Genomic DNA, 22,878 nt, shown 5'->3' on the forward strand with positions numbered 1-22,878 from the left:
AGCCTATATTTTATTAATAAATTTCAAATTATTTTTTTGATGAGCTTGTTTTCAGTAACATATAAGCTAATCCAAGTCCTACTCCTGCAAGAACAGCCATTTTCGTTTTTCTGGAAGGAACCGGAAGTATCGTTTCACCATAAATTCTGTGAGGTTCTGAGGAAGGTTCTAATACATTTCCTGAATCTGAAGGTGCATTTTTAACTTTCATTAATAACCTCATTGCTGCAGAAGCTGTATTAATAATCGGTTTTGGAAATAATCCGTACAGATTTTTCATCATCATGGAAGTAAAGTCCGGGAACAAATCTTTTCTTGGATTTTTTGCCAATTCAACCATTTTTGCTGCGGTATCTCTTGGATCGGCTGCAAAAGGCGGAATTTTAAAATCCAGTCCCGAATATTTTGCTGAATGCATATTTCCCGTAGAACGCTGAATTTGCGGATAAAGATTACAAATATGAATTTCCGGAAAATCTGAAATCTCGCCATGAAGACATTCCATCAATCCACGGATTCCGAATTTTGTTGAAGAATAAACGGCACTGTAAGGTGCAGGCATAAAGCCGCCAATCGAAACATTATTAATTAAAATTCCTTCATTTTGTTTTTTAAAGATCGGCAAAACACTGTAAGCTCCATGCATATAACCGAAAAGATTGGTCTTAATCACCTGTTCGTTCAGATCCATTGGGATTTCTTCGAATTTTCCGCTTGCCATTACTCCTGCATTATTTACCCAAATATCGATTCTTCCGTTAAATTGCAATGCTTTATTCGCCAGATTCTGAACATCAGAAGCAATTGAAACATCCGTCGGAACAGCCAATGCAGAAACATCTAAATCTCTGCATAAAGCAACCGTTTCGTCCAAGCCTTCTTTTCCTCGTGCTGCAACGACAATATTACATCCTTCCAATGCAAAGGCTTCTGCTACGGCTCTTCCTACTCCACTACTTCCTCCGGTAATAACGACAGTTTTTCCTTTCAGGCTCTTTTTTAATATAATATTTGATTTCATTTCGTGAATGGTTTTGGTTAATTACATACAATCAACCTATTATTATGCCATAAAGAATATTTTAAAGTTTAATTTCAAAAACTAAGAAATATTTTCATCAACTAACAATTTTGTAAGTTCTTTCTTTTCCACACAATGAATTTTACCTTTGAATAAAAGAAATTATAATGGAATTAACGGAAAATATTACAGCGTTTCACCACGTCTCAATAAAAGCACAGGATTTTGATACAACCATTTCATTTTATCAGAAATTAGGATTTGAAATAGTTCACGATTGGTCTTTGCCGGATTTTAACTTAGAAAAATGTGCGATGCTTTACAATAAAAACATCAATTATTATCTTGAAATATGTGATAAAAATTCAGACATTCCAACTCAGGGAAGAAAGCGTAAAAATGATGATGAATATATCGAAAATGCTTTACTTCACATTTGTTTCACAGTAAAAAATGCAGAAGAAGCAAGAAAAAAAGCAATTGAATACGGAGCAAAAGATCTAAGTGAAGGAGTTTTTCAACTGGATTTAATTAATAAAACTAAAAGCGTAACTGTAAAAAACAGCCTCGTTTATAGTCCGAATGGCGAAGTGATTGAATTTCTTGAAAATGTAAATTTTGATTAAAAATTTTAATCCTGAAAATCTGATAGCGAAGATAAAATATAATTCATTCTTCTGCCTTTTGCCGTCAAAGAATAAATAGAGGAAATTTTATCTTTTTCTTTGGAAATCAAACCATCAGTTTGCAATTCTTTTAATTGTTTTGAAAGAGTTCTATCACTCACTTCAGGCAAAAGAATTTTAAAATCTGAATAATTCGTATCCTTTTCAATCAGCTTAAATAAAATGGATAGTTTCCAACGACCGCTGATCATCATTAATGTTTTTGAAGCATTACAAAAATCTTTCAACACTTTTTCGTTGATTGAATTGGTAGAATTTTCCTTGCGCATGAGAATTTTGGATTAAATTATTGCGAATATAATAACCATCGTCTGATAAAACAAAATTCCCCACTGATAATAAGTGGGGAAATTTTTATTCGTCAAAAATGACTCTTCCGTCGAACGGTTCGCTCCAAAAAATAAAAATATTTTCTTCATGTCGCTTGATCTCGGCTTGTAAGGTTTCGTATTCTCCATCTTCTTTTTGTCTCTCTACAATCAGATCGGAGCCTTCTCCAATATTTCCTTTCTGAAATTCAATTTTATATTGTCCTGATTCGTCTTGTACGAAATCTTCTTTCTTAAAATTTCTGTGTGCCATGATTTTATTTTTAATATTACTAAAGCAACAGAATAAATTGTGCCAAGATCTAATATTATTATTTTTTCTTAAAAAATCTTAAATAACCTTAAAATTTTTTGTTCAGAAATGTAATGGCATAATATTTTAATACAATAAAGTAACTCATGTTTAATTTGAGTTTTCATGGTTATTAGTTTTTATCCTCAGATTCTCTCTGGGGATTTTTTGTTTTATAATTATCCAAATTTTAAAAAATTTTGCAATAAAAAAAGAACAACTAAAAAAGCTGTTCTCTTGTTATATCGATAAATAATGATTTCTAAATTGCATATGCTCCTCTATTTTGATAAACATTGATGCCCTCAATTTTATCATTCAAAGTATTATAAATGACTTCCACAGAAAAGTGTGAAACTTCATAAAGAACATATTTTATGGTGTTGACGGTTCTTTCATTCATTACACGTCCTTCATTGATCACAAAACTGCATTGCGCCTGATTTGGCATATTTTTAAAATCGTAATAAGAAATATTCATAGCCGCTGTTTTTTTAATAGTTCAATTATATATACACAATTTCTTTGCCAAATATTGTTAATTTTTTATATTTTCTTATAATGTGGTATATTTAATTTATTTTTAAGAATTATGTATACTATAATTCACGAATCAGACGAAAAGTAAGATTGATTCTGGGCTTCATCAGCTTTGTAGATTTTGCAATTCTATGTTCCCAATTTACCTGCAAATCGCCTTTCATTATTAATAATGAACCATTTTTCAAGGCTAAACTATATTTTCGCTGATGATCTTCAACATTCCGAAAATCAAAATTTCTGACTTGTCCTAAACTCACAGATGCAATGACGGGACGTTTTCCTAATTCGGTATCTTTATCACGATGCCAAGCAACAGAATCGTTTCCGTCACGATACAGATTCAACAAAACTGAATTGAATTTGTAACCAGAAAATTTTTCTATTTTAAGTTTCAAATTGAGTAATTCCGGCGACCACTGATTGACGCTGAATTCATTTCCGCCTAAATGATAAGCCTTACTGTTATTTCCGTACCAAGCCGTTAAACGCGGTGTGAGAACAGTTTTATCATACATTTTCTGTGTATTTTGCTTCCAGGGAGTTTCATTCAGTAATTTTTCTTCGAGTCTAGAAGCTTCTTTTTCAGATAAAAAATGCGGCGTATATTCCAACAGCTCTTCCGGAAACTGGTAATATTCATCGGAATTAAATAAACTTAACTGACTCACGTTTTCGACTGAATTTATTTTTCTTTAAGGTCTTTATTAATTTGTTTTTCAGCATTTTTTGCTTTCTGTTCCTGAGCTTCTTTTTCCTTTCGTTGCTGTCTTCTCGTTTTTTTCTCGGCACGTCGTTCTTCACGGATCACTTTGTTGGATTTTTTGTTATACAAAGCATCAATAATTCCCTGTCCTGTTTTACTGAAAATTTTAATTTTCGGCTTTTCGTGTGTTCCTGTGACAACAACCGGGAAACCAATCAAACCTCCGGGAAGAATTCCGACTCTGATTCTAAGATCAAGCAATCCATTAAAACTTGTCGTTCCGCTGATCGTTGGTCTTAAAATCGAAACTTTAAAAGTAAACTTATCAACATGAATCAAATTATTTTTGATGTGTGTTTCAATATTTACCCCTTTCATATTCGGATCGTTGAATGCTTTTGCTCCGATATTATCACCAACTGCGGAAAGCATTTTCAGATTCTTAACTTCTACGTCGCGAAGATTCACCACTCCTCCACCTTCTAAAGACGGATAGATCGGCTTCATATTCTGGTCGAAATCTCCTTTTAATTTATAGTCCAAAGATACGATTCCTTTTACATTTTTTGCCGCGGTTGCCATTTCACGAACCATATCAATTTCTTTATATGCTCTCTGAACATCAAAATCAAGAACTTTCAAAGCAACGTCATAATTCGCAGTCAATGGTGATTCATCCTGATAACGGGCATCAATATTCATGCGGCTTCCAACAATATCAAACGAAGTATTTTTAAGGTAAACCTGACCGGAATTTACAGATGCAAGTCCTTTTAAATGATTCAGATCTAAACCTTTAAATTCAACTTTTTTAGCATTCGCTTCCAAAGAAACATCCAGATTTTTCGGAATAATCACGACTCCGCTGCTCTTCGGATTTTCAACCTTTGCATATTCAACTTCTATTGATTTATCAGTATTATCACCATTTTTCAATGCCATAAATTCATCAATCAGAATATAATTTGAATTTAAAACAAATTTTCCGTGAAGTGTTCCTTTTCTTTCTATGAAATAATTAATTGTATTTAAAAGATAACCATTTAAAGCAAAATCAGACTTTCCATACGTTGCAAAAAACTTCCTGAACCACATTTTTTCATTTTCAAACTGAAAATTTCCTTCTTTAATGTAAAATGATTTCGGAAGATATTCTGTCGTTGCTTTTATATTTTTTAAAATTAAATTCCCTTTGTTATCCAATTTGCTATATTGTCCTGTAGTTGCATAACTTTGTCGACCGTTCAACGATAAATCCGCCATAATTAGACCACTCACATCGAATCCTTTTTTAGCAAAAACTTTATAAATTCTTCCGACATTTAGCACTCCTTTTGCCCGAACTTTATACAAAACATCTTCAAAATTCTGCAGATCTGCATTGATGAAAACAGGATTTCCTTCAAAATCGAATTTAAACGGATCAAGTTTTACTCCTAAACTCTTAAAAGTCCCATCAGTATTCACAATATTGGCAACAATATTAATATTTTGAATAGGATTAGGATAATATTTTGTTTTCAGCCAGCCATTTTTCAGATTGAGATAACCATTAGTTTTGGGGAATAATTTTTTATCTAAACTAAAAATTCCGTTTGCTTTAATATTGGTGTCCATCAAACCACGCACATCAATATCTTTCAAGCCTAAAGCCTGGCTCAAGGTTTGTAGATTCACAGCGCCTTTCACATCTGCATTGATCTGCATTACTTCTAAACCTTTGGTTTTCACGACCGCTTTGAAATTATTATTTGGACCAAGATCAAAACTTAAATTTTTCAAATCAAGACCTAATTGTTCTGTATTAAGATCAGGCAAATCCACATTTAAATCCATATTAAAATTATTCATCGGAACCGGTGCTTTTCCATTGGAAACAAATCCATCTTTTACTAATAATCTGGCTTTTAATCGAGGTTTTAGGTTTTTCGGTTCGCTAAATCTACCCTTTAAACTAAAAAATAAATCACTGTTTCCTTCAATTTTGGTATCTTTTGCCCAATCCAGATATTGCGGCGGGAGAACGGAAATCATATCACGGATCGTCGTTTTTTCTGAAGCCGCATTAATATCTAAATTATATCCATCTTTTAAAATACTTACAAAACCTGTAAATTTTAATGGTAATTCATTAATTCTCAGCTCATTTTTCCTCAAAACAAAGGTTAAGGCATTTGTATTAATTCTTGTAATTAAATCTGCATGTAATGTTTTCTGTTTTGCGTAATAGATTCTGTTTAAACTGAAATCCAGCTTATTAATATCAAGATTGGTTTCAAGATCGAAAATATCTTCGCTTAAACCACCTTTTCCTGTATAATTTAATCCTTTTGCATCAACTAAAACTCTGGCAGAATGGTCATTATATTTTATATTCCAGTTTCTTAATTTTATCAGATCAAGCTTAATTGAAGCTCCTATACTTGTTGTATCTTTCGGTTTATCAGATGGTTTTGCTATATAAACGTTGTAATTTGCTTCCCCTTTACTGTTTACAAAAACATTTCCATAAGCATCTGTCACGTAGATTTCATCAATCTTTACTTGACGGTCAAAAATCAAATTTTTCAAATTAATTCCTACTGCAACCTCTTTTGCAGCCAGTAAAGTATCATTTTCAAAAGGTTTTGATCCTTTCAACAAGAAATCATCGACAGCAACCGTAAGCGAAGGAAAGTGTCTGAAAAATGTAAGATGGGTTCTTTTATAATCGAGTTTCCCGGCAAGATGTTTATTCGCAAAGAGTTTTACCTGTTCAGAAATCGTTCCCGGAAATAAAATCGGAATGATAAACATTAGAAAAAGAATGGAAGCAATTGAAATTCCTGTCCATTTCAGAATTTTCAAAACTATTTTTTTAAGCCTTTCCATGATCCGATAATTTTGAGATTAATAAATTAAGAGTTATCTAAAATCAAGCCATTACGGATAAATTTTTCATAGAGGATCTCCAAAAATATTGATTATTACACTAATAATATATTTTATGGCATAGTTTATTCATTAACTCAAATAACTATTAAAAAATACTTTTATGAATTTTAAAGAAGCCAAAGCACACAAAAAAGATGCTGTAAAAAATGCAGATGAGTCTGTCTCAAATCTTTTCCACATCATTATAACACCTTCAAATACGGATGAAAGTGCAAAATTTATAACCGATTTTTTAAGATCTCCGGAAACTTTTAATGACGAAAGTTGTAAAGATTATTGTTCAGATGATGATTATGAAGTGGTGAGTTTTAAGAAGGAACCAACTGATGTTGATTAAAAACTATTTTGATTTCATTAATTTTTCAATTTCATTGATAAATTCGACTTGTGCGGGATTTATTCTTTTCTTAGCTTCTTCAGTTTCAAACCATTCCCATTGATCAACCTCTGGAATTTCGATTGTTTTTCCCGATTTCGGTGGCCATTGAAAACTAATGATATTACTTTGGAAATCTGACATTTCTAAATCGCCTTCCAAAGCCCATGCAAAAACGGTTTTTCCTCCTTTTTGTTTTATTGGTTTTAATTTAATAAAATCTCCGTCTACTTTTTTACCTGTTTCTTCATTGAATTCAATTAAGGCTCTGTCAATCAATTTTTCTCCTTCTAAAGCTTCACCTTTGGGAATTGACCAAGTGCCTAAATTTTTATTTTTCCAAAAAGGTCCGCCTGGATGAACAAGAAAATATAAATATTTTTCATTTTCCTTCTTAAATAATAATATTCCTGCGCTTATTTTCATGGTTATTTTACCAGCTATTTAAGCCATTTTCCAAAGCCTTAGTATAATTTTCTTTATCAAAAGAATAAAGATCAGGAGCTTTATGGGCACCTCCCATTCTTCGTTCATCCAGTTTTTTCAAAATTCCTAAATTTTTAATTTTTCTGTAAAAATTACCTCGGTTCAATTCTTTTCCGAGAATAACTTCATATAATTTCTGAAGTTCGGAAAGAGTAAACTTTTCAGGCAAAAGATTGTAGCCTATCGGTTTATGCGAAATAGTTTCTCTTAAAGTCAACAATGCTTTTTCTATAATTTCACGATGATCCATTGCCAATTCAATTTCGGGAAGCTTGCTTAAATAGATCCATTCACAAGCTTCACTGAATTCGTCAGTGATCAGATTAAATTTATCGGGATTATACAAAGCATAATATCCTATAGAAACAAATCTTTGTTTATGAAAAAGTGTTTCATCAAAATCTTCAAAATAAAATTCACTTCTGTTTTTTTTACCAAAAACCCCAAATTCCTGCAAATAAACATCTGCAACTACTCCTGCCCTGTCTTTCAGAATTCTCACAACTGCTTCATCAAGATCTTCGTCTTTTCTCACGTATCCTCCGGGTAAAAGCCACATTTTTCTGTAATTCATCTTTATAAGAAGTACTTTCAGCTCATTTTGATCAAAACCGAAAATTACGGGATCAGCAGATAAATGAGGCAAAAATATTTCTTTTGCTTCATTCGATTTGTTTATTAATTGTTGTTTAGAATCCATTTCAGAATTAGAAAAATCTTGATAATACAAATTTAATGATAAAATTCTCATAGAAGTTTAAAAAAGGCTTCTTGAGATACTTTTTGGGGGAAATTCTAAATGATTTTTATCATTGTTTCTATAAGAATCAATGAAATTTATATTTCAAACCTAAAAATATAAAACTGATTATCAATAATTTAATTCAATTATTAAATTTTATTAACATTTTTTTTGGTAAATCAAATGAAAGAATGTAGTATTGTAATGTTTCATATTGAAGCAATGAAATTAAACACTTTCTGGGATCAAATTACTTCTGATAAATGCTCTTTTCCAGAGCCAAATCGATTGAAAGACAACTAGTTTTAAATCGAAATATCGTAAAGTATTGTAAGAGTAAACTTACAGGTACATGACGATAAAATTAATGCTGATGATAAACCGGCTGTAAATAATCATTCCGGTATTGAGAAATAAAGTTTCATCCAACGATTTTTTGGATGCAGGATATTTTGTGTCTTTTTCAGGCGTCAAATATTAAAAAATTGATAAACAAGAAATTAAAATTATAACTAACTGTACGATGAGAAAATCAACTTTAAAAATTTCAGCATTAGGCTTAATGCTTTCCTTTGCCACAGCTTTTGGGCAGGAAACCGACAGCTTAACTGTGAAAAATGCTTTGAAAGAAGCTTCAAAAACTCAGGAAGGCGTGAAAACTGTTACTTCTAAAGAAGACAACAACAGAAATGTGATGCTTAATGCAGCCAACAACACGAGTCCAAGAGACGTGAATATCGGTTTACCGGCAACTGTTGGAGGTATTACAATCCTTGAAAACGATTTACCTTCTGTTTACTTTTTCTGGCCGGAACTTCCAAACAAAACATGGAGACAAAGTGTAAGTTTAGAAAGAACCGGACTTTTGAAAATGGACCAATTAGCAAACACAATGGGTGACCTTGGTTTTGCAGTTAATTCTTATTCTCAAACGGGAACCAAAGATTTTAAATTAAAAGGAAAGTTCACGACGAGTACTTTTGGTTGGTTGCAAGGTGATGTAAATGTTTCGGGACCAATTTCTAAAAATGGTTGGACTTATACGGTTGGTGCTTTTGCTAATTATGACCCAAGTACTTTCAAGTTAGGATTCAACAGAAATGTGGATGAAACCAAGATTTTCAGAGCGGGAGTTACTAAATATTTCAATGATGATAAAGGTAAAATCTCAATTTTATATAAATACGCAGATTCTTTCAACGTAGGAAACTACGCGGTTTTCCAATATGGAGCTGAAGGAAAAGTAACTGAGCTAGACAATTTCAGAATCGGTAGAGATTCTTACGTTGTAAATGACGGACAAATCAGAATGAAAGATATCCTTTCAGGACAGGATTATTGGGCTGGAATGAGCGGAAAAAACAACAGAACTTCTTCTCATAACATCGATATTTTCGGTAATTATTTATTGAACAACGGCTGGAATTTCAAATTCTCAACAAGAGCGCATTTTGCAACAGCTAGAATGTCAACCATTATTCCTTTGAGTATTTTCAATGCTGATGCTTCGGCGGGTTATACTTTACAAAACGGTCAGGCTTACTCAGGTCCGGTTGGAACTCAGTTGGCGATGCACACGCCTGAAACTCCGATTACCAATATCGCTGGTCGTTTTTCATTAAACAAACAAATCGGAAATCACAACGTAACGGTTGGTTTGTTGGAACAATATTATAACATCGATAAATTCACTTCAAACCGTTCATTCTTCTTCCAGACTGTTGGAGCGCAGCCTCAAAGATTAATTGGTCCAAATACAGACAGCTACGGATTCTACAATTACAACGTTGGTGGAGAATTCCACAGCGGAACAGAAAACAAACTTTCAGTGTATGCGAATGACGAATGGAAAGTTTCTGATAACTTCAACTTAAGCTACGGTTTACATTTAAGAAATCAAATCATTGACGGGCAATATTCTACGACACCAAGGTCTCCGAATTTCGTTTTCGGAGTTAATGATTTCCAGAATATCAAAGAAAACTGGTTCCACGTTGCAGGTAGTTTGAATGCAACTTATAACATCAACAAAAACTTCGGACTTTTAGCAAACTTCTTATATACCGAGGAAAACAGAAGATTAGAGAGTTATTCTCAGCCATTCACGCCGAATACAGGAAAAATCAAAAGTCCGCTGGGTGCGTTCGGCGTTTTCTGGAATACCAACTTTATTCAGTTGATTTCTCAGGCAACCTGGTTGACGAAAAACGGATATTTAGGAAGATACAACCTTGTAAATCCTAGTAACACAACACAAGTAAGCGTTGCACAAGTAGATTACAGCATCGAAACTTTGGGTTGGACAACTGATTTTGTTTTAAAGCCATTCAAAGGATTTAATTTACATTATTTATTGACGTTCCAAAATCCGGTTTACAAAGATTTTGCATTTGATGCATTTGGTGGAAATTACAATTACAGTGATAAAAACGTAGTTGGAGTTTCTAAAGTTTTAATGGAAATCGACCCTAGTTATACGATTGATAAATGGAGATTCTGGGCAAGTTTCAGATATTTCTCTAAGCAATATGCGAGTATTACCAACGCATTGTATTTCGCTCCAAGGTGGGAAACTTTCGGTGGTGTGAGTTATACAGTTAATAAGAATATCAACCTTGGCGCAACGGTTATCAACTTCCTGAACCAAAGAGGTGCAAGTGGAACGATTAACGGTGCCGAATTGATTACAGACGCAAGCCAATATTACGGAAGATTGTTGACAGGAACGTACATTATGCCATTAACAGGTCAATTCTCAGTAAGCTTTAATTTCTAAAATATATACAATGAAAAGAACGGTTTTAAATGTTGCTGCATTATTTTTTGGAGTAACAGCATTTTCGCAAAATATTCAGACAGTTACGAATTCTAAAGGTCCTGTTTTGGGATATTCCTCAGATTCAGGTATTAAAATTCTGACGGTTGGCGGAAATAAATTTAAAGATTTAAACAAAAACGGAAAACTCGATAAATACGAAGACTGGAGACTTCCTGTTGACGAAAGAGCGAAAGATTTAGCTTCAAAAATGTCTATCGAGCAGATTGCAGGTTTGATGTTGTACAGCGGTCATCAATCGGTTCCGGCTCCTGCAGACGGTTTCAGAGCAGGAAAATATAACGGAATGTTATACAAAGAAAGTGGTGCAAAAGCTTCTGACTTAACAGACCAGCAAAAGAAATTTTTAAAGGAAGACAACCTTCGTCACGTTTTGGTAACAACGGTAGAATCTCCTGCAATCGCAGCTCAATGGAGCAATAATATTCAGGCTTATATTGAAGGTTTAGGATTGGGAATTCCTGCGAATAACAGTACAGACCCACGACATTCTGCAACCGTAACTGCTGAATTCAATGAAGGAGCAGGCGGACAAATTTCGCTTTGGCCGGATGGTTTGGCAATGGGCGCAACTTTCGACCCTGAATTGGTTAAAAAATTCGGAAATATTGCTGCTCAGGAATACAGAGCATTGGGAATTTCAACAGCTTTATCACCACAAATCGATTTAGGAACAGAACCTCGTTGGTACAGAATCGCTTATGTTTTTTCTGAAAGTCCGGAGTTAACGGCTGATTTAGGAAGAGGATATATTGATGGATTTCAAACTTCAATCGGAAATAAAAACGGTTGGGGAAACAAAAGTGTGAATGCAATGGTAAAACACTGGCCTGGAGGCGGACCTGAAGAAGGCGGTCGAGACGGTCACTGGGCAATGGGAAAATTTGCGGTTTATCCTGGGAATAATTTCCAAAATCACGTAAAACCATTTACTGAAGGTGCTTTCAAATTAAATGGAGGGACTAAAGAAGCTTCTGCGGTAATGCCTTATTACACGATTAGTTTTAATCAGAACACGAAAAACGGCGAAAACGTTGGAAATGGTTACAGTAAATATTTAATCACAGATTTGCTTCGTGGAAAATACAAATATGACGGTGTAGTTTGTACTGACTGGCTCATTACAGCAGACGAACCAAAAACTCCGGGCGGATTTGCCGGAAAACCTTGGGGTGCTGAAAAATTAAACATCGCTCAGCGTCATTACAAAGTTTTGGAAGCCGGTGTTGACCAGTTTGGAGGAAACAATGATAAAGGACCTATTTTAGAAGCTTATCAAATGGGCGTAAAAGAACACGGCGAAAAAGCGTATCGTGCAAAATTTGAGCAGTCGGCAGTTCGTTTGTTGAGAAATTTCTTCAGAACAGGATTGTTTGAAAATCCTTACGTCAACGTTGAAGAAACAAAAAAAATCGTAGGTAATCCTGAGTTTATGAAAGCGGGTTACGAAGCTCAGGTAAAATCTATCGTGATGTTGAAAAACAAAGCGAATATTCTTCCTATTAAAGAAAGAAAAACGGTTTACATTCCGAAGAGATATTCTCCGGCAACGTTCAACTTGTGGGGGATTTACACCGCTCCGTCTTTGGATTTCCCTGTTGATATTAATCAAATTAAAAAACATTTCGATGTAACCGAAGACCCGACAAAAGCTGATTTCGCATTGGTTTTTGTGAAAAGTCCGCACAGTGAAGAAGGTGGTTACAGCGATATCGATGCTAAAGAAGGAGGAAACGGATATCTTCCGATTTCTCTTCAATATCAAACGTACACAGCGACAGAAGCTCGTGAGAAAAGTATTGCTGCAGGCGACCCGGTTGTTGCGCCAAATGTACACGACAGAACTTTCAAAAATAAAACTTCAACCGTTACCAACTTCACAGATTTGTTGACGATTGAAAACACCTACAAAGCAATGAACGGAAAACCTGTTATTGTTTCTGTAACGGCTTCAAAACCGATGATTTTCAACGAATTTGAAGGTCACGCTGATGCGATTTTGATGAATTTCAATGTGTCAAATCAGGCTGTTGTGGATATCGTGACAGGAAAATACGAACCTTCAGGATTGCTTCCTTTACAAATGCCTGCAAATATGGCAACTGTTGAAAAGCAGAAAGAAGACGTGCCTTACGATATGGAAACGCACAAAGATTCCGAAGGTCACAACTATGATTTCGGATACGGAATGAATTGGTCTGGTGTAATCAAAGACGCAAGAACAGAGAAATATAAAAAGTAATTGAAAAGATTCTGAGTCTGTATTGTACAGGCTCAGAATTTTATTTTTTGAATTAAAAACTGTTTGATTTTTAAACCACTAAAGTCACAAAAGATTAAAAGCTACAAATAATACTTTAAAAAAGCTCACAAAACTGAAAATCTTTGATTTTCAAACTAATGTGTTCTAATATTTTCAAAGCTTTTAAACTTAAATCTAATATGACTAATGTGTTAAAAAACTTTTTTGGTTAAGATTTAACAGTTATCAAACTAAAAGAAAAACAATGAAAATTAATTTCAAAACCTATAAAAAAGTTCAGAATCTTGCCGTTGGTTTCCTGATGATGAGTTCAGTTTTTGGACAGACTCAAACCGTTTCCAATCAGGAAAGGCCTAGAATTATCATCACAGCAGACCCGGAATTGGACGACAGCAATTCGATGATTCGTTTTTTGCTGTACAGTTCAGATTTGGATATTGACGGATTGGTTTACGCAAGCAGCGCATTTCACTGGAAAGGCGACGGAAAAGGCACCAAATGGTTTGTTCCGAGCAGAGAATATTCAAGATTTGGAACAGGGATTTGCCCTTGTGAATCCTGGAGATGGGGCGAAGATGAAAAATTCATTCACGATGCGGTGGATGCTTATGCTAAGTCTTATTCCAATTTAAAAATTCACAACCCGAATTATCCTTCTCCGAAAGTTTTAAAATCAAAAATCAAATACGGAAATATTGAGTTTGATGGCGATATTTCCAAAGATTCCGAAGGTTCCAAATTAATTAAAGCAGCCATTCTCGATGACAAACCCGGAAAATTGTACGTTACAGCTTGGGGTGGATTGAGCACAATCGCAAGAGCGTTAAAATCGATTCAGGAAGAATTTGAAAATACGACAGATTGGGAGAAAATTCAGACTAAAGTTGCTAGGAAACTAGTCATTTTACCTTCGGGCGACCAAGATGATACGTATGCTTCTTACATCAAACCGAATTGGCCAAAACTGGATTACAGAGAATTTGTGGATGGACCAAACTATGGTTACACTGCTCCTTTGAAAGCAAGTCTGGAAAATGCAAAGTATTTCTCAGCCGATTGGATGAAGAAAAATATTTCTAACAAAGGCGCTTTTGGTGAATTGTACAGAGTTTGGGGCGATGGAAAACAGATGGTGAAAAATGACATCGTAGATTTCTTCGGATTTTCAGGCGTAACTGCCGAAGAACTGAAAAAGCAAGGTTACAAAGTCTGGATGCCTTTACAACCGAAAGGTTCGTTCTTAAGTGAAGGCGACAATTTTACCTTTATGAATATGCTCGGAAATGGATTGCGTTCTTACGAGTCCGGTTCTTACGGCGGTTGGGGAGGAATTGAACCAGCGTCAAAAGCCAACTCCAATATGTTTTTCGACAATGCAGCTGACGGAAATAACAGCGCCGAAGCAATGGCCAATTTAATGGCTTCAAAAGAAAAATCGGAGAAAGAATTGGCTTTCCCAAACTTTTTACCACAAGCTATGAATGATTTTGCAGCAAGATTAACCTGGTCTACTACACCGACTTTTTCCAAAGCGAATCACGAACCAATTGTGAAAATTGCAGGTCCAACAAATATTCGTTCTTCAGCAGGTGAAAAAGTTCCTTTATACGGTTCTGTAACCGACCCGGATGGAAATAAAGTGACTGTAAAATGGTGGCAATCCAAACAAGCCGGAACCTATAACGGTGATGTTGAAATTTCAAAATCAGACAGTTTAAATCCTGAAATCATTGTTCCAAAAACAGTAAAAAGCGGACAAACCATTCATTTGATTTTGGAAGCAACCGACAACGGAACTCCTGCATTGACAAGATATCAACGTGTTATAATTACAGTAAGATAATCTCAAATCTTATTTAGAATTAAAGAAAAAATGATTCATAATTGATACTAATGAATGTCTTAAAACCGGACATTTTATTTAACTAAACCACAAAAGTCACAAAAGTATAGTAATGAAAATTTGAAATGCTTAAAAGTTCACAAAACTGAAAATCAAAGATTTTCAAACTGATGTGTTCTATTATTTTCAAGCTTTTAAAACTTAAATCTAATGTGACTAATGTGTTAAAAGCAAAAACTTTTGTGTCTTTTGTGGTTAAAAAAAATTTAATATGAAAATCAAATACACAATCTATTCATTAATGCTTGGTTCATTAACGTTTGCTCAAGAAAGCCTCGATTTCAGCGGAAAGAAAAATTTAGTTTCGCCGGAAATCGATGGAAAGAATGTTACGTTTCGTTTGCTCGCTCCCAATGCGAACAGCGTAAAATTGCAGGGAAACTGGTTCCCATCAAAAGGAATGGAACCGGGTTCTGTGGATTTACAAAAAGACAAAGACGGCGTTTGGAGTTTTTCAAAAAATGATTTCAATCCAGATTTATATACTTATTCATTCATTGTTGATGGCGTAAAAGCCAACGACCCGAATAATTCTTATCAGGTTCGTGATGTTTCGTCGGTGATGAGTATGATTTTAATTGATGGAAAACAATCTGAAAATTACAAAGTTCAGAACGTCCAACACGGAACGGTTTCCAAAAGATGGTACAAATCAAACGGACTGAAAGAAGACCGTAGATTAACCGTTTATACACCTCCGAATTACGAAAGTTCCAAAGAAAAATTTCCAGTTTTATATCTGTTGCACGGAATGGGCGGCGACGAGGAAGCTTGGATGACTTTGGGAAGAGCTTCGCAGATTTTGGATAATCTGATTGCTCAGGGAAAAGCAAAACCAATGATTGTCGTAATGCCAAACGGTCACACCAGCAATTCCGCTGCACCAGGCGAATCTTCAAAAGGTTTATACAAAATCGATATGAAAACTCCTGATATTTTCTCTGGCGATATGGAAACGTATTTCAAAGAAATTATGGATTTCACCGAATCAAATTACCGAGTAAAAGCAGATGCTAAAAACCGCGCGATTGCCGGACTTTCAATGGGTGGTTTTCATTCGTTGTATATTTCTGCCAATCAGCCGAAAACATTTGATTATGTAGGGCTATTTTCTCCTGCAATTTTTCCACCAGACGAAAAGAAAAGTCCGATTTATCAGAATCTTGACCAAAAACTGAAAACCCAGCAAACCAATTCATACAAACTCTATTGGATTGCTATCGGAAAGACAGATTTTCTTTACAAAAATGTAGAAGAATACCGTCAGAAACTCGACAAAATGAATTTCAAATATCAATACGTAGAATCTGAAGGCGGTCACACTTGGAGCAATTGGAGAACTTATCTGAATGAGTTTGTTCCGCAGTTGTTCAAATAAAATTTAAACAAAATAATAAACCACAAAAGTCACAAAAGCGTCAAGTTTAAAATAGTTCTGTTTAGAAGTTCACAAAATTGAAAATCTTTGATTTTCAAACTAATGTGTTCTATTGTTTTCAAAGTAGGAAACTTAAAACTAATGTGACTAATGTGTCAAAAAACTTTTGTGTCTTTTGTGGTTAAACCTAAAATTAGAATCAATGAAAAAATTCATTATAGCAAGTTTATTTCTTGCAGGATTAGCGAGCATCAATGCTCAAAAATCAATTCCACTATACAAAGGAAAAGCACCGGGAACAGAAAACTGGACACAGAAAGAAGCTCAACAATTCAATGGATTGTTTAAAACGGAAGTCGTTTTCAATGTAGCGCAACCTTCAATGTTATTGTTCGAAGCAGATAAAGCAAAAGCCAACGGAACGGTAATCTTAATTGCTCCGGGTGGCGGTTTCCAAAGCTTATCAATCAACCGGGAAGGAATTGATATGGCGAAAAAACTCGCAGAAAACGGAATCACAACAGTGGTTTTAAAATACAGATTATTGGAAACAAAATCCAATGACCCCGCGAAAGAAATGATGGAAAACATCAAAGACAGACCAGCTTTCGACAAGAGAACTGCGCCAATTAAAGTAATGGCAGGAGAAGATATCAAAACAGCAATTTCCTATATCAGAACTCACGCAAAAGAATTAAACATCAATCCAGAAAAATTAGGTGTAATCGGATTTTCGGCTGGTGCAAGTGTAATTCTGGAAAGCGTTCTTCACAGCAAAGATGCTTCAACATTACCGAATTTCGCAGCTTCCATTTACGGCGGACCAAGTCAGGAAATTTTAGATACAGAAATTCCAAAATCTCCGCTTCCGTTATTTATTTGTGCAGCAAGTGATGACCAGTTGAAACTCGCACCAAAATCAGTTTTATTGTACAGTAAATGGCTTGAAGCAGGACAACCAACCGAACTTCATATCTACGAAAAAGGTGGTCACGGTTTCGGAATGGGTGTACAAAATTCTCCGGTTGATAAATGGTCTGATGTGTATTTGGATTGGTTAAGATTCCACAAATTTTTATAAACCTTAAAATTCAAACCGCAAAAGTCACAAAAGATTAAAGTTATAATTAATGTTTTTGAAAGCTCACAAAAATGAAAATCAAAGATTTTCAAAACTTATGTGTACTTCTAAAAAGTAGAGTATTCAACTTAAAATTACTAAAGTGTTAAAAAACTTTTGTGCCTTTTGTGGTTAAACATAAAAACAATGAAATCAATTTTTAATATAGTTTCTTTTTTTGCAGCAATAGCTTTGCCCGCACAGTCTACTGCAGTGATTACAGAAATGGATAAATATGTAAAACCACGTTATCGTGTCATTGTTGACAATGATTTCGGTGGCGACCCGGACGGACTTTTTCAGCTCGTTCATCAGATTCTTTCACCTTCCGCGGAAATCAAAGGAATTATCGGTTCACATTTAAAACCGAATGACCCTTTTGATAAATCAAATATTACGGCTGAAAATGCTGTGAAAAGAGTCAACGAAACTTTAGAAGTAATGAATCTTAAAAATAAATTCAATGTTTTTCAAGGTTCAAATGAACAATTAAAAGATTTAGAGACTCCAAATATTTCCGAAGGTGCAAAGGCCATCGTTGCCGAAGCAATGAAAGCCGATGAAAAAAATCCTCTGTTCGTAGTTTGTGGTGCTGGTTTGACGGAAGTTGCAAGTGCTTATCTGATGGAACCCAAAATCGCTGACAAAATCGTTGTCGTTTGGATTGGTGGCCCCGAATATCTGGATTTATCAACTCCGCCTCCCGGATTTACACCTTTAGAATATAATCTTGGAATCGACATCAAAGCCGGAAAAGTTGTTTTCAACGAATCAAATTTAAACATTTGGCAAATCCCGAGAAATGCTTACAGACAGACTTTGATGTCTTATGGAGAATTGATTACCAAAGTAAAACCTGAAGGAAAAACCGGTGTTTATTTAACCAAGAAAATCGAAGATTTAATGGAAAGAGTGCAGAAACTTAATTTCCATATCGGTGAAACTTACATTATGGGAGATTCGCCTTTGGTTTTGGTGACGGCTTTACAGTCTTCGTTTGAAGCAGATTCTTCATCAAGTTCTTATGTTCTGAAAAATGCTCCGAAAATCGATGATAATGGTTTGTATCAATACAATTCTAAAGGAAGAAACATCAGAGTCTATACACAACTCGACACAAGATTGATGTTCGAAGATTTCTACACAAAACTAAAATTATTCAACAAAAAAAATTAAAAATATAGTATTATGAACAAGAACGAAACTACCTTGCTGATGCTTTCAAAAAAAGCAAAGTTCACAGGATTGTTCCTTGCATTATTAGCAGCTTCGCCTTTTGCAAAGGCTCAAAATAATCCGACCATTACAGTTGGCGGAAAAACATTCAAAGACCTCAATAAAAACGGAAAATTGGATGTTTGGGAAGACACAAGACTTTCGGTGGACAAAAGAATTAATGCCATCATCAAACAAATGACCAACGAAGAAAAAGTAAATCTTCTTATCGGGACAGGAATGCCCGGAATTGAAGTTCTGACAGGTCCTGTTGGAGATTCAAAACAAGGTTTGGTTCCCGGAGCCGCTGGTGGAACGGATTCTTTTGACAGATTCGGAATTCCTGCAACGATTGTTGCGGATGGACCTGCAGGTTTGAGAATTCAACCAACGAGAGATAATGATTCGAAAACCTATTATGCAACGGCATTTCCTGTGGGAACAGCTTTAGCGTCAACCTGGAATAAAACTTTGTTAGAGCAAGTTGGAAAAGCAATGGGAAATGAAGTGAAAGAATATGGTGTTGACGTACTTTTAGCACCAGCTTTAAATATTCAGAGAAATCCATTGAACGGAAGAAACTTTGAATATTATTCTGAAGACCCATTAATTTCTGGTAAAACTGCAGCTGCGGTCGTGAACGGAATTCAGTCTCAAGGTGTGGGAACTTCTATCAAACATTTCGCTGCAAATAACGAAGAAACAAACCGTTTGACAATCAATGCTCACGTTTCTGAAAGAGCAATGAGAGAATTGTATCTTAGAAATTTCGAAATTACGGTTAAAGAATCTCAACCTTGGACTGTGATGTCTTCTTATAACAAAGTGAACGGCGTTTATACCTCAGATTCAAAAGATTTGTTAACTCAAGTTTTGAGAAACGAATGGGGTTTCAAAGGAATTGTGATGACCGACTGGTTCGGCGGTTTCCCAGGATTTGAATCCATCAGAGACGGCGGAATTTCTGATGTTGTAAAACAAATGAACGCAGGAAACGACCTTTTGATGCCGGGAATTCCAGCGCAGAAAAAAGTGTTGTTGGAAGCTTTAAACTCAGGGAAATTATCTCAGGAAGTTGCCAATATTAATGCAAAAAGAATCCTGGAATATATTTTCAAAACACCAACTTTTGCACAATACAAATACAGCAACAATCCGAATTCTGTTCAAAACGCTGAAACGACAAGAAACGCAGCAGCAGAAGGAATGGTTTTGCTTAAAAACGAACAAAACGCTTTGCCTTTTGCCAACAAACAGAAAGAAGTTTCATTATTCGGAGTAACTTCTTATGCTTGGATTACAGGTGGAACGGGAAGTGGAAGTGTGAACAACAAGCACACAGTTTCTCTTCTGGAAGGTTTGAATTCTGCTGGCTACAAATTGGACAAAGAACTGGTTGATTTGTACAAACCTCACGCAGAAAAAGAAGCAGCTGCAGAATTAATTGAAAGAAAGAAAAAAGGAATTCTTGGACTTCCGGGAAGATTGTCTGAAATGAAAATGGACGATGCTTTCTTAGCTAAAAAAGCGGAAACTTCAGAAATTGCTTTCGTGACTTTGGGAAGAAACTCCGGTGAAGGCGGTGATAGAGTAGTGAATGAAGATTTCAATTTGGCAACAGAAGAAATCGAAATGCTGGATAAAATCTCAAAAGCTTTCCACGCAAAAGGGAAGAAAGTGGTTGTGATTTTAAATATCGGTGGAGTAATCGAAACCGCTTCTTGGAAAGATAAAGTTGATGGAATTCTTTTGGCTTGGCAACCAGGTCAGGAAGGTGGACATTCTGTTGCAGACGTGATTTCCGGAAAAGTAAATCCTTCCGGAAAATTGACGATGACTTTCCCAGTGAATTACGCAGACCACGCTTCAGCAAAGAATTTCCCTGGAATTCCTGCGGATAATCCGAAAGATGTAACTTATCAGGAAGGCGTTTATGTTGGTTATCGTTATTTCAATACGTTTGGTGTGAAACCTTCCTATGAATTCGGTTATGGTAAGTCTTATACGGATTTTGTGTATTCAAATATTAAAACAAATTCTAAAACTTTTAACAACAAATTAGAAGTTACGGTTGATGTAAAAAACACTGGAAAAGTTGCTGGAAAAGAAGTGGTAGAATTGTACGTTTCAGCTCCGGGAAAAAATATCGACAAACCAAAATCTGAGTTGAAAGCTTATGCAAAAACCAAAGATTTGAAACCAGGAGAATCTCAAACCATTACTTTGACTTTGAATCCAAAAGATTTAGCATCATTTGAAACGGCAAAATCAGCGTGGATTGCAGAGGCAGGAAATTATAAAGTTTCTGTCGGAGCATCTTCTTTAGACATCAAACAAACGGCAGAATTCTCTGTTCCTAGAGAATTGGTAGTGGAGAAAGTTCAACATATTTTGCCTGCGGATGAGAAGTTTGAGGATTTGAAACCGTAAGATGAGACACTTCGACGGGCTCAGTGTGACATCTCTAATACTAAATGTTTTTTAGAAATGTCACACTGAGGCTATCGAATCATTTTAAATGAGTTAAAAACTTATGTATTTAAATAATATGATAAGTAACAATAAATTTATTATCTCAATTTGAGATTTTATCAATAAAAGACTATCTTTAGGCACTTTTAAATGAATGATTATGACGAATGACGTACAATCGAAAAGGAATTACACTGTTCCGCTGATTACTATCACACTTTTATTTTTTATGTGGGGATTCATCACATGTATGAATGATATCCTTATTCCCTATCTGAAACAGCTTTTTAATCTGACATTTTTTAAATCGATGTTGGTACAGTTCTGTTTCTTCGGAGCTTATTTTATAGGTTCATTAATTTACTTTTTAATTTCTACCACACAAGGTGACCCGATCGATAAAGTCGGTTATAAAAAAGGAATTCTTTTCGGGATTTTCCTTGCTGCATTGGGTTGTGTACTGTTCTACCCTGCTGCGAGTTTTTCTTCTTATCCTTTGTTTTTAGGAGCATTATTTATCTTAGGTTTAGGATTTACCGTATTGCAAATTACTGCAAATGCGTATGTTTCTTTGCTCGGACCGGAAGATTCAGCATCCAGCCGATTGAATATGACTCAGGCTTTCAACGCTTTCGGAACAACGATTGCGCCGGTTTTGGGAGGACATTTGATTTTCGAATTATTCTCTTCTCCTGACGGATCTTTCTCTGCATCTGCAACTAAAATTCCTTATCTGATTTTTGCAGGAATTTTATTGTTGGTTGCTTTGTTGATTTCAAGAGTTAAGCTTCCTGATTTTCAGGTGAAAGGTGAAGAATTGGTAAAAGGTTTCGGAGCTTTACAGCACAATCATCTGAAATTTGGAGTTCTGGCGATGTTCTGTTATGTAGGTGGAGAAGTTGCGGTAGGAAGCTTTATCATTAGCTTTTTGGAGCAGCCACAGGTTATGAATCTTTCTGAAGTTGTAAGCAAAAACTATCTCTCGTTATATTGGGGAGGTGCGATGATCGGGCGTTTCTTAGGTGCGATTTCATTGAATCATTCAATTAGTCAGGGGAAGAAAGCTTTGTATATGTTAGGAGCGGCTGCGGCTGTTTTCCTTGTCATTTTCAGTATTGTTGATCTTACGTTTTCACAGATCAGTTTCTTCTTAGTATTTATTGCTTTGAATTTTGTGGCATTCTTCATCGGAAAATCAGCTCCGGCAAGAACGTTATCTATCTTTGCAGGAATCAATGTTTTGTTATTGATCTCAGCAATGTTGAATCATGGTGAAATGGCAATGTACAGCATCTTAGGAATCGGAATTTTCAATTCTATCATGTTCTCTAATATTTATACGTTGGCGATTTCAGGATTAGGAAAATATACGAGTCAGGGTTCGTCATTGGTTGTAATGGCAATTTTAGGAGGAGCGATTGTTCCTATTTTCCAGGGATATTTGGCGGATCATTTTGGTGTTCAGCATTCTTTTATTATTCCTGTGTTCTGTTATCTTTTGATTTTGATTTTTGGCGCGTATTGTACTAAATATTTAGGTCATGTGAAACAAGATTCTGATGCAAAATCGGGACATTAA

At 35.1% G+C, this 22,878-nt stretch carries 18 protein-coding genes; 10 read left to right on the top strand and 8 right to left on the bottom strand.

Annotated elements, in window-relative coordinates; genetic code table 11:
* Positions 1-28: 28 nt before the first annotated feature.
* A complete protein-coding gene (locus ABD940_RS07205) occupies positions 29-1,021 on the bottom strand; it encodes an SDR family oxidoreductase (RefSeq protein ID WP_345201605.1) in 993 nt (330 codons plus the stop codon).
* 167 nt (positions 1,022-1,188) lie between these two features.
* Here ABD940_RS07205 and ABD940_RS07210 point away from each other — a divergent pair, with 167 nt between their 5' ends.
* Positions 1,189-1,647, top strand: a complete 459-nt coding sequence (locus ABD940_RS07210) for a VOC family protein (RefSeq protein ID WP_345201608.1) — start codon at positions 1,189-1,191, stop codon at positions 1,645-1,647.
* 5 nt (positions 1,648-1,652) lie between these two features.
* Here the strand turns inward: ABD940_RS07210 and ABD940_RS07215 are convergent, their stop codons facing one another.
* From ABD940_RS07215 to ABD940_RS07235, 5 genes are all read right to left on the bottom strand, one after another.
* Positions 1,653-1,976: a winged helix-turn-helix transcriptional regulator gene (locus tag ABD940_RS07215; protein WP_345201610.1), complete on the bottom strand. Its 324-nt coding sequence runs from the start codon at positions 1,974-1,976 to the stop codon at positions 1,653-1,655.
* A gap of 85 nt (positions 1,977-2,061) precedes the next feature.
* Positions 2,062-2,289: a glutathione synthase gene (locus ABD940_RS07220; protein ID WP_345201612.1), complete on the bottom strand. Its 228-nt coding sequence runs from the start codon at positions 2,287-2,289 to the stop codon at positions 2,062-2,064.
* Between the two features lie 301 nt (positions 2,290-2,590).
* Entirely contained in the window at positions 2,591-2,809 is a 219-nt protein-coding gene (locus ABD940_RS07225; protein ID WP_345201614.1) for a hypothetical protein, read from the bottom strand.
* 118 nt (positions 2,810-2,927) lie between these two features.
* Positions 2,928-3,539, bottom strand: coding sequence for an alpha-ketoglutarate-dependent dioxygenase AlkB family protein (locus ABD940_RS07230; RefSeq protein ID WP_345201616.1), 612 nt, complete (start codon positions 3,537-3,539; stop codon positions 2,928-2,930).
* 14 nt (positions 3,540-3,553) lie between these two features.
* The gene (locus tag ABD940_RS07235) at positions 3,554-6,445 is read right to left on the bottom strand and encodes an AsmA-like C-terminal region-containing protein (RefSeq protein WP_345201618.1); all 2,892 of its coding nucleotides are present in this window, start codon (positions 6,443-6,445) and stop codon (positions 3,554-3,556) included.
* A gap of 163 nt (positions 6,446-6,608) precedes the next feature.
* On the opposite strand from ABD940_RS07235, the gene ABD940_RS07240 reads away from it, so the two are divergent.
* Positions 6,609-6,845: a hypothetical protein gene (locus tag ABD940_RS07240; protein ID WP_345201620.1), complete on the top strand. Its 237-nt coding sequence runs from the start codon at positions 6,609-6,611 to the stop codon at positions 6,843-6,845.
* A 3-nt stretch (positions 6,846-6,848) separates the two neighbouring features.
* Here the strand turns inward: ABD940_RS07240 and ABD940_RS07245 are convergent, their stop codons facing one another.
* Together ABD940_RS07245 and ABD940_RS07250 are read right to left on the bottom strand one after the other, a co-directional pair.
* Complete coding sequence (locus ABD940_RS07245; protein WP_345201623.1) at positions 6,849-7,310, bottom strand: NUDIX hydrolase; 462 nt, start codon at positions 7,308-7,310, stop codon at positions 6,849-6,851.
* 7 nt (positions 7,311-7,317) lie between these two features.
* The gene (locus tag ABD940_RS07250; protein WP_345201625.1) at positions 7,318-8,121 is read right to left on the bottom strand and encodes an NUDIX hydrolase; all 804 of its coding nucleotides are present in this window, start codon (positions 8,119-8,121) and stop codon (positions 7,318-7,320) included.
* A 514-nt stretch (positions 8,122-8,635) separates the two neighbouring features.
* Here ABD940_RS07250 and ABD940_RS07255 point away from each other — a divergent pair.
* The 8 genes from ABD940_RS07255 (at position 8,636) to ABD940_RS07290 (ending at position 22,878) form a co-directional block, all read left to right on the top strand.
* A complete protein-coding gene (locus ABD940_RS07255) occupies positions 8,636-10,888 on the top strand; it encodes a TonB-dependent receptor (protein WP_345201628.1) in 2,253 nt (750 codons plus the stop codon).
* A 10-nt stretch (positions 10,889-10,898) separates the two neighbouring features.
* Positions 10,899-13,190 (top strand): glycoside hydrolase family 3 protein, encoded by a 2,292-nt coding sequence (locus ABD940_RS07260; RefSeq protein ID WP_345201633.1) that lies wholly within the window; start codon positions 10,899-10,901, stop codon positions 13,188-13,190.
* 265 nt (positions 13,191-13,455) lie between these two features.
* Positions 13,456-15,054 (top strand): DUF1593 domain-containing protein, encoded by a 1,599-nt coding sequence (locus tag ABD940_RS07265; RefSeq protein ID WP_345201636.1) that lies wholly within the window; start codon positions 13,456-13,458, stop codon positions 15,052-15,054.
* Between the two features lie 271 nt (positions 15,055-15,325).
* Positions 15,326-16,492 (top strand): esterase, encoded by a 1,167-nt coding sequence (locus tag ABD940_RS07270; protein ID WP_345201642.1) that lies wholly within the window; start codon positions 15,326-15,328, stop codon positions 16,490-16,492.
* A gap of 202 nt (positions 16,493-16,694) precedes the next feature.
* On the top strand, positions 16,695-17,573 hold the full coding sequence (locus ABD940_RS07275; protein ID WP_345201647.1) for an alpha/beta hydrolase: 879 nt from the start codon (positions 16,695-16,697) through the stop codon (positions 17,571-17,573).
* A 186-nt stretch (positions 17,574-17,759) separates the two neighbouring features.
* Positions 17,760-18,788: a nucleoside hydrolase gene (locus ABD940_RS07280; protein WP_345201650.1), complete on the top strand. Its 1,029-nt coding sequence runs from the start codon at positions 17,760-17,762 to the stop codon at positions 18,786-18,788.
* 12 nt (positions 18,789-18,800) lie between these two features.
* Entirely contained in the window at positions 18,801-21,257 is a 2,457-nt protein-coding gene (locus tag ABD940_RS07285; protein ID WP_345201654.1) for a glycoside hydrolase family 3 C-terminal domain-containing protein, read from the top strand.
* Positions 21,258-21,459: 202 nt separating this feature from the next.
* Complete coding sequence (locus ABD940_RS07290; RefSeq protein ID WP_345201658.1) at positions 21,460-22,878, top strand: sugar MFS transporter; 1,419 nt, start codon at positions 21,460-21,462, stop codon at positions 22,876-22,878.

The organism is Chryseobacterium ginsengisoli (assembly GCF_039542325.1).
In the GTDB taxonomy this organism is placed as follows: domain Bacteria; phylum Bacteroidota; class Bacteroidia; order Flavobacteriales; family Weeksellaceae; genus Chryseobacterium; species Chryseobacterium ginsengisoli.

Coding starts and splice junctions, on each gene's coding strand:
- ABD940_RS07280 (WP_345201650.1), top strand. CDS start 17,760: ATGAAATCAATTTTTAATATAGTTTCTTTTTTTGCAGCAATAGCTTTG.
- ABD940_RS07255 (WP_345201628.1), top strand. CDS start 8,636: ATGAGAAAATCAACTTTAAAAATTTCAGCATTAGGCTTAATGCTTTCC.
- ABD940_RS07275 (WP_345201647.1), top strand. CDS start 16,695: ATGAAAAAATTCATTATAGCAAGTTTATTTCTTGCAGGATTAGCGAGC.
- ABD940_RS07220 (WP_345201612.1), bottom strand. CDS start 2,289: ATGGCACACAGAAATTTTAAGAAAGAAGATTTCGTACAAGACGAATCA.
- ABD940_RS07205 (WP_345201605.1), bottom strand. CDS start 1,021: ATGAAATCAAATATTATATTAAAAAAGAGCCTGAAAGGAAAAACTGTC.
- ABD940_RS07245 (WP_345201623.1), bottom strand. CDS start 7,310: ATGAAAATAAGCGCAGGAATATTATTATTTAAGAAGGAAAATGAAAAA.
- ABD940_RS07235 (WP_345201618.1), bottom strand. CDS start 6,445: ATGGAAAGGCTTAAAAAAATAGTTTTGAAAATTCTGAAATGGACAGGA.
- ABD940_RS07260 (WP_345201633.1), top strand. CDS start 10,899: ATGAAAAGAACGGTTTTAAATGTTGCTGCATTATTTTTTGGAGTAACA.
- ABD940_RS07285 (WP_345201654.1), top strand. CDS start 18,801: ATGAACAAGAACGAAACTACCTTGCTGATGCTTTCAAAAAAAGCAAAG.
- ABD940_RS07270 (WP_345201642.1), top strand. CDS start 15,326: ATGAAAATCAAATACACAATCTATTCATTAATGCTTGGTTCATTAACG.
- ABD940_RS07250 (WP_345201625.1), bottom strand. CDS start 8,121: ATGAGAATTTTATCATTAAATTTGTATTATCAAGATTTTTCTAATTCT.
- ABD940_RS07210 (WP_345201608.1), top strand. CDS start 1,189: ATGGAATTAACGGAAAATATTACAGCGTTTCACCACGTCTCAATAAAA.
- ABD940_RS07215 (WP_345201610.1), bottom strand. CDS start 1,976: ATGCGCAAGGAAAATTCTACCAATTCAATCAACGAAAAAGTGTTGAAA.
- ABD940_RS07240 (WP_345201620.1), top strand. CDS start 6,609: ATGAATTTTAAAGAAGCCAAAGCACACAAAAAAGATGCTGTAAAAAAT.
- ABD940_RS07290 (WP_345201658.1), top strand. CDS start 21,460: ATGACGAATGACGTACAATCGAAAAGGAATTACACTGTTCCGCTGATT.
- ABD940_RS07225 (WP_345201614.1), bottom strand. CDS start 2,809: ATGAATATTTCTTATTACGATTTTAAAAATATGCCAAATCAGGCGCAA.
- ABD940_RS07265 (WP_345201636.1), top strand. CDS start 13,456: ATGAAAATTAATTTCAAAACCTATAAAAAAGTTCAGAATCTTGCCGTT.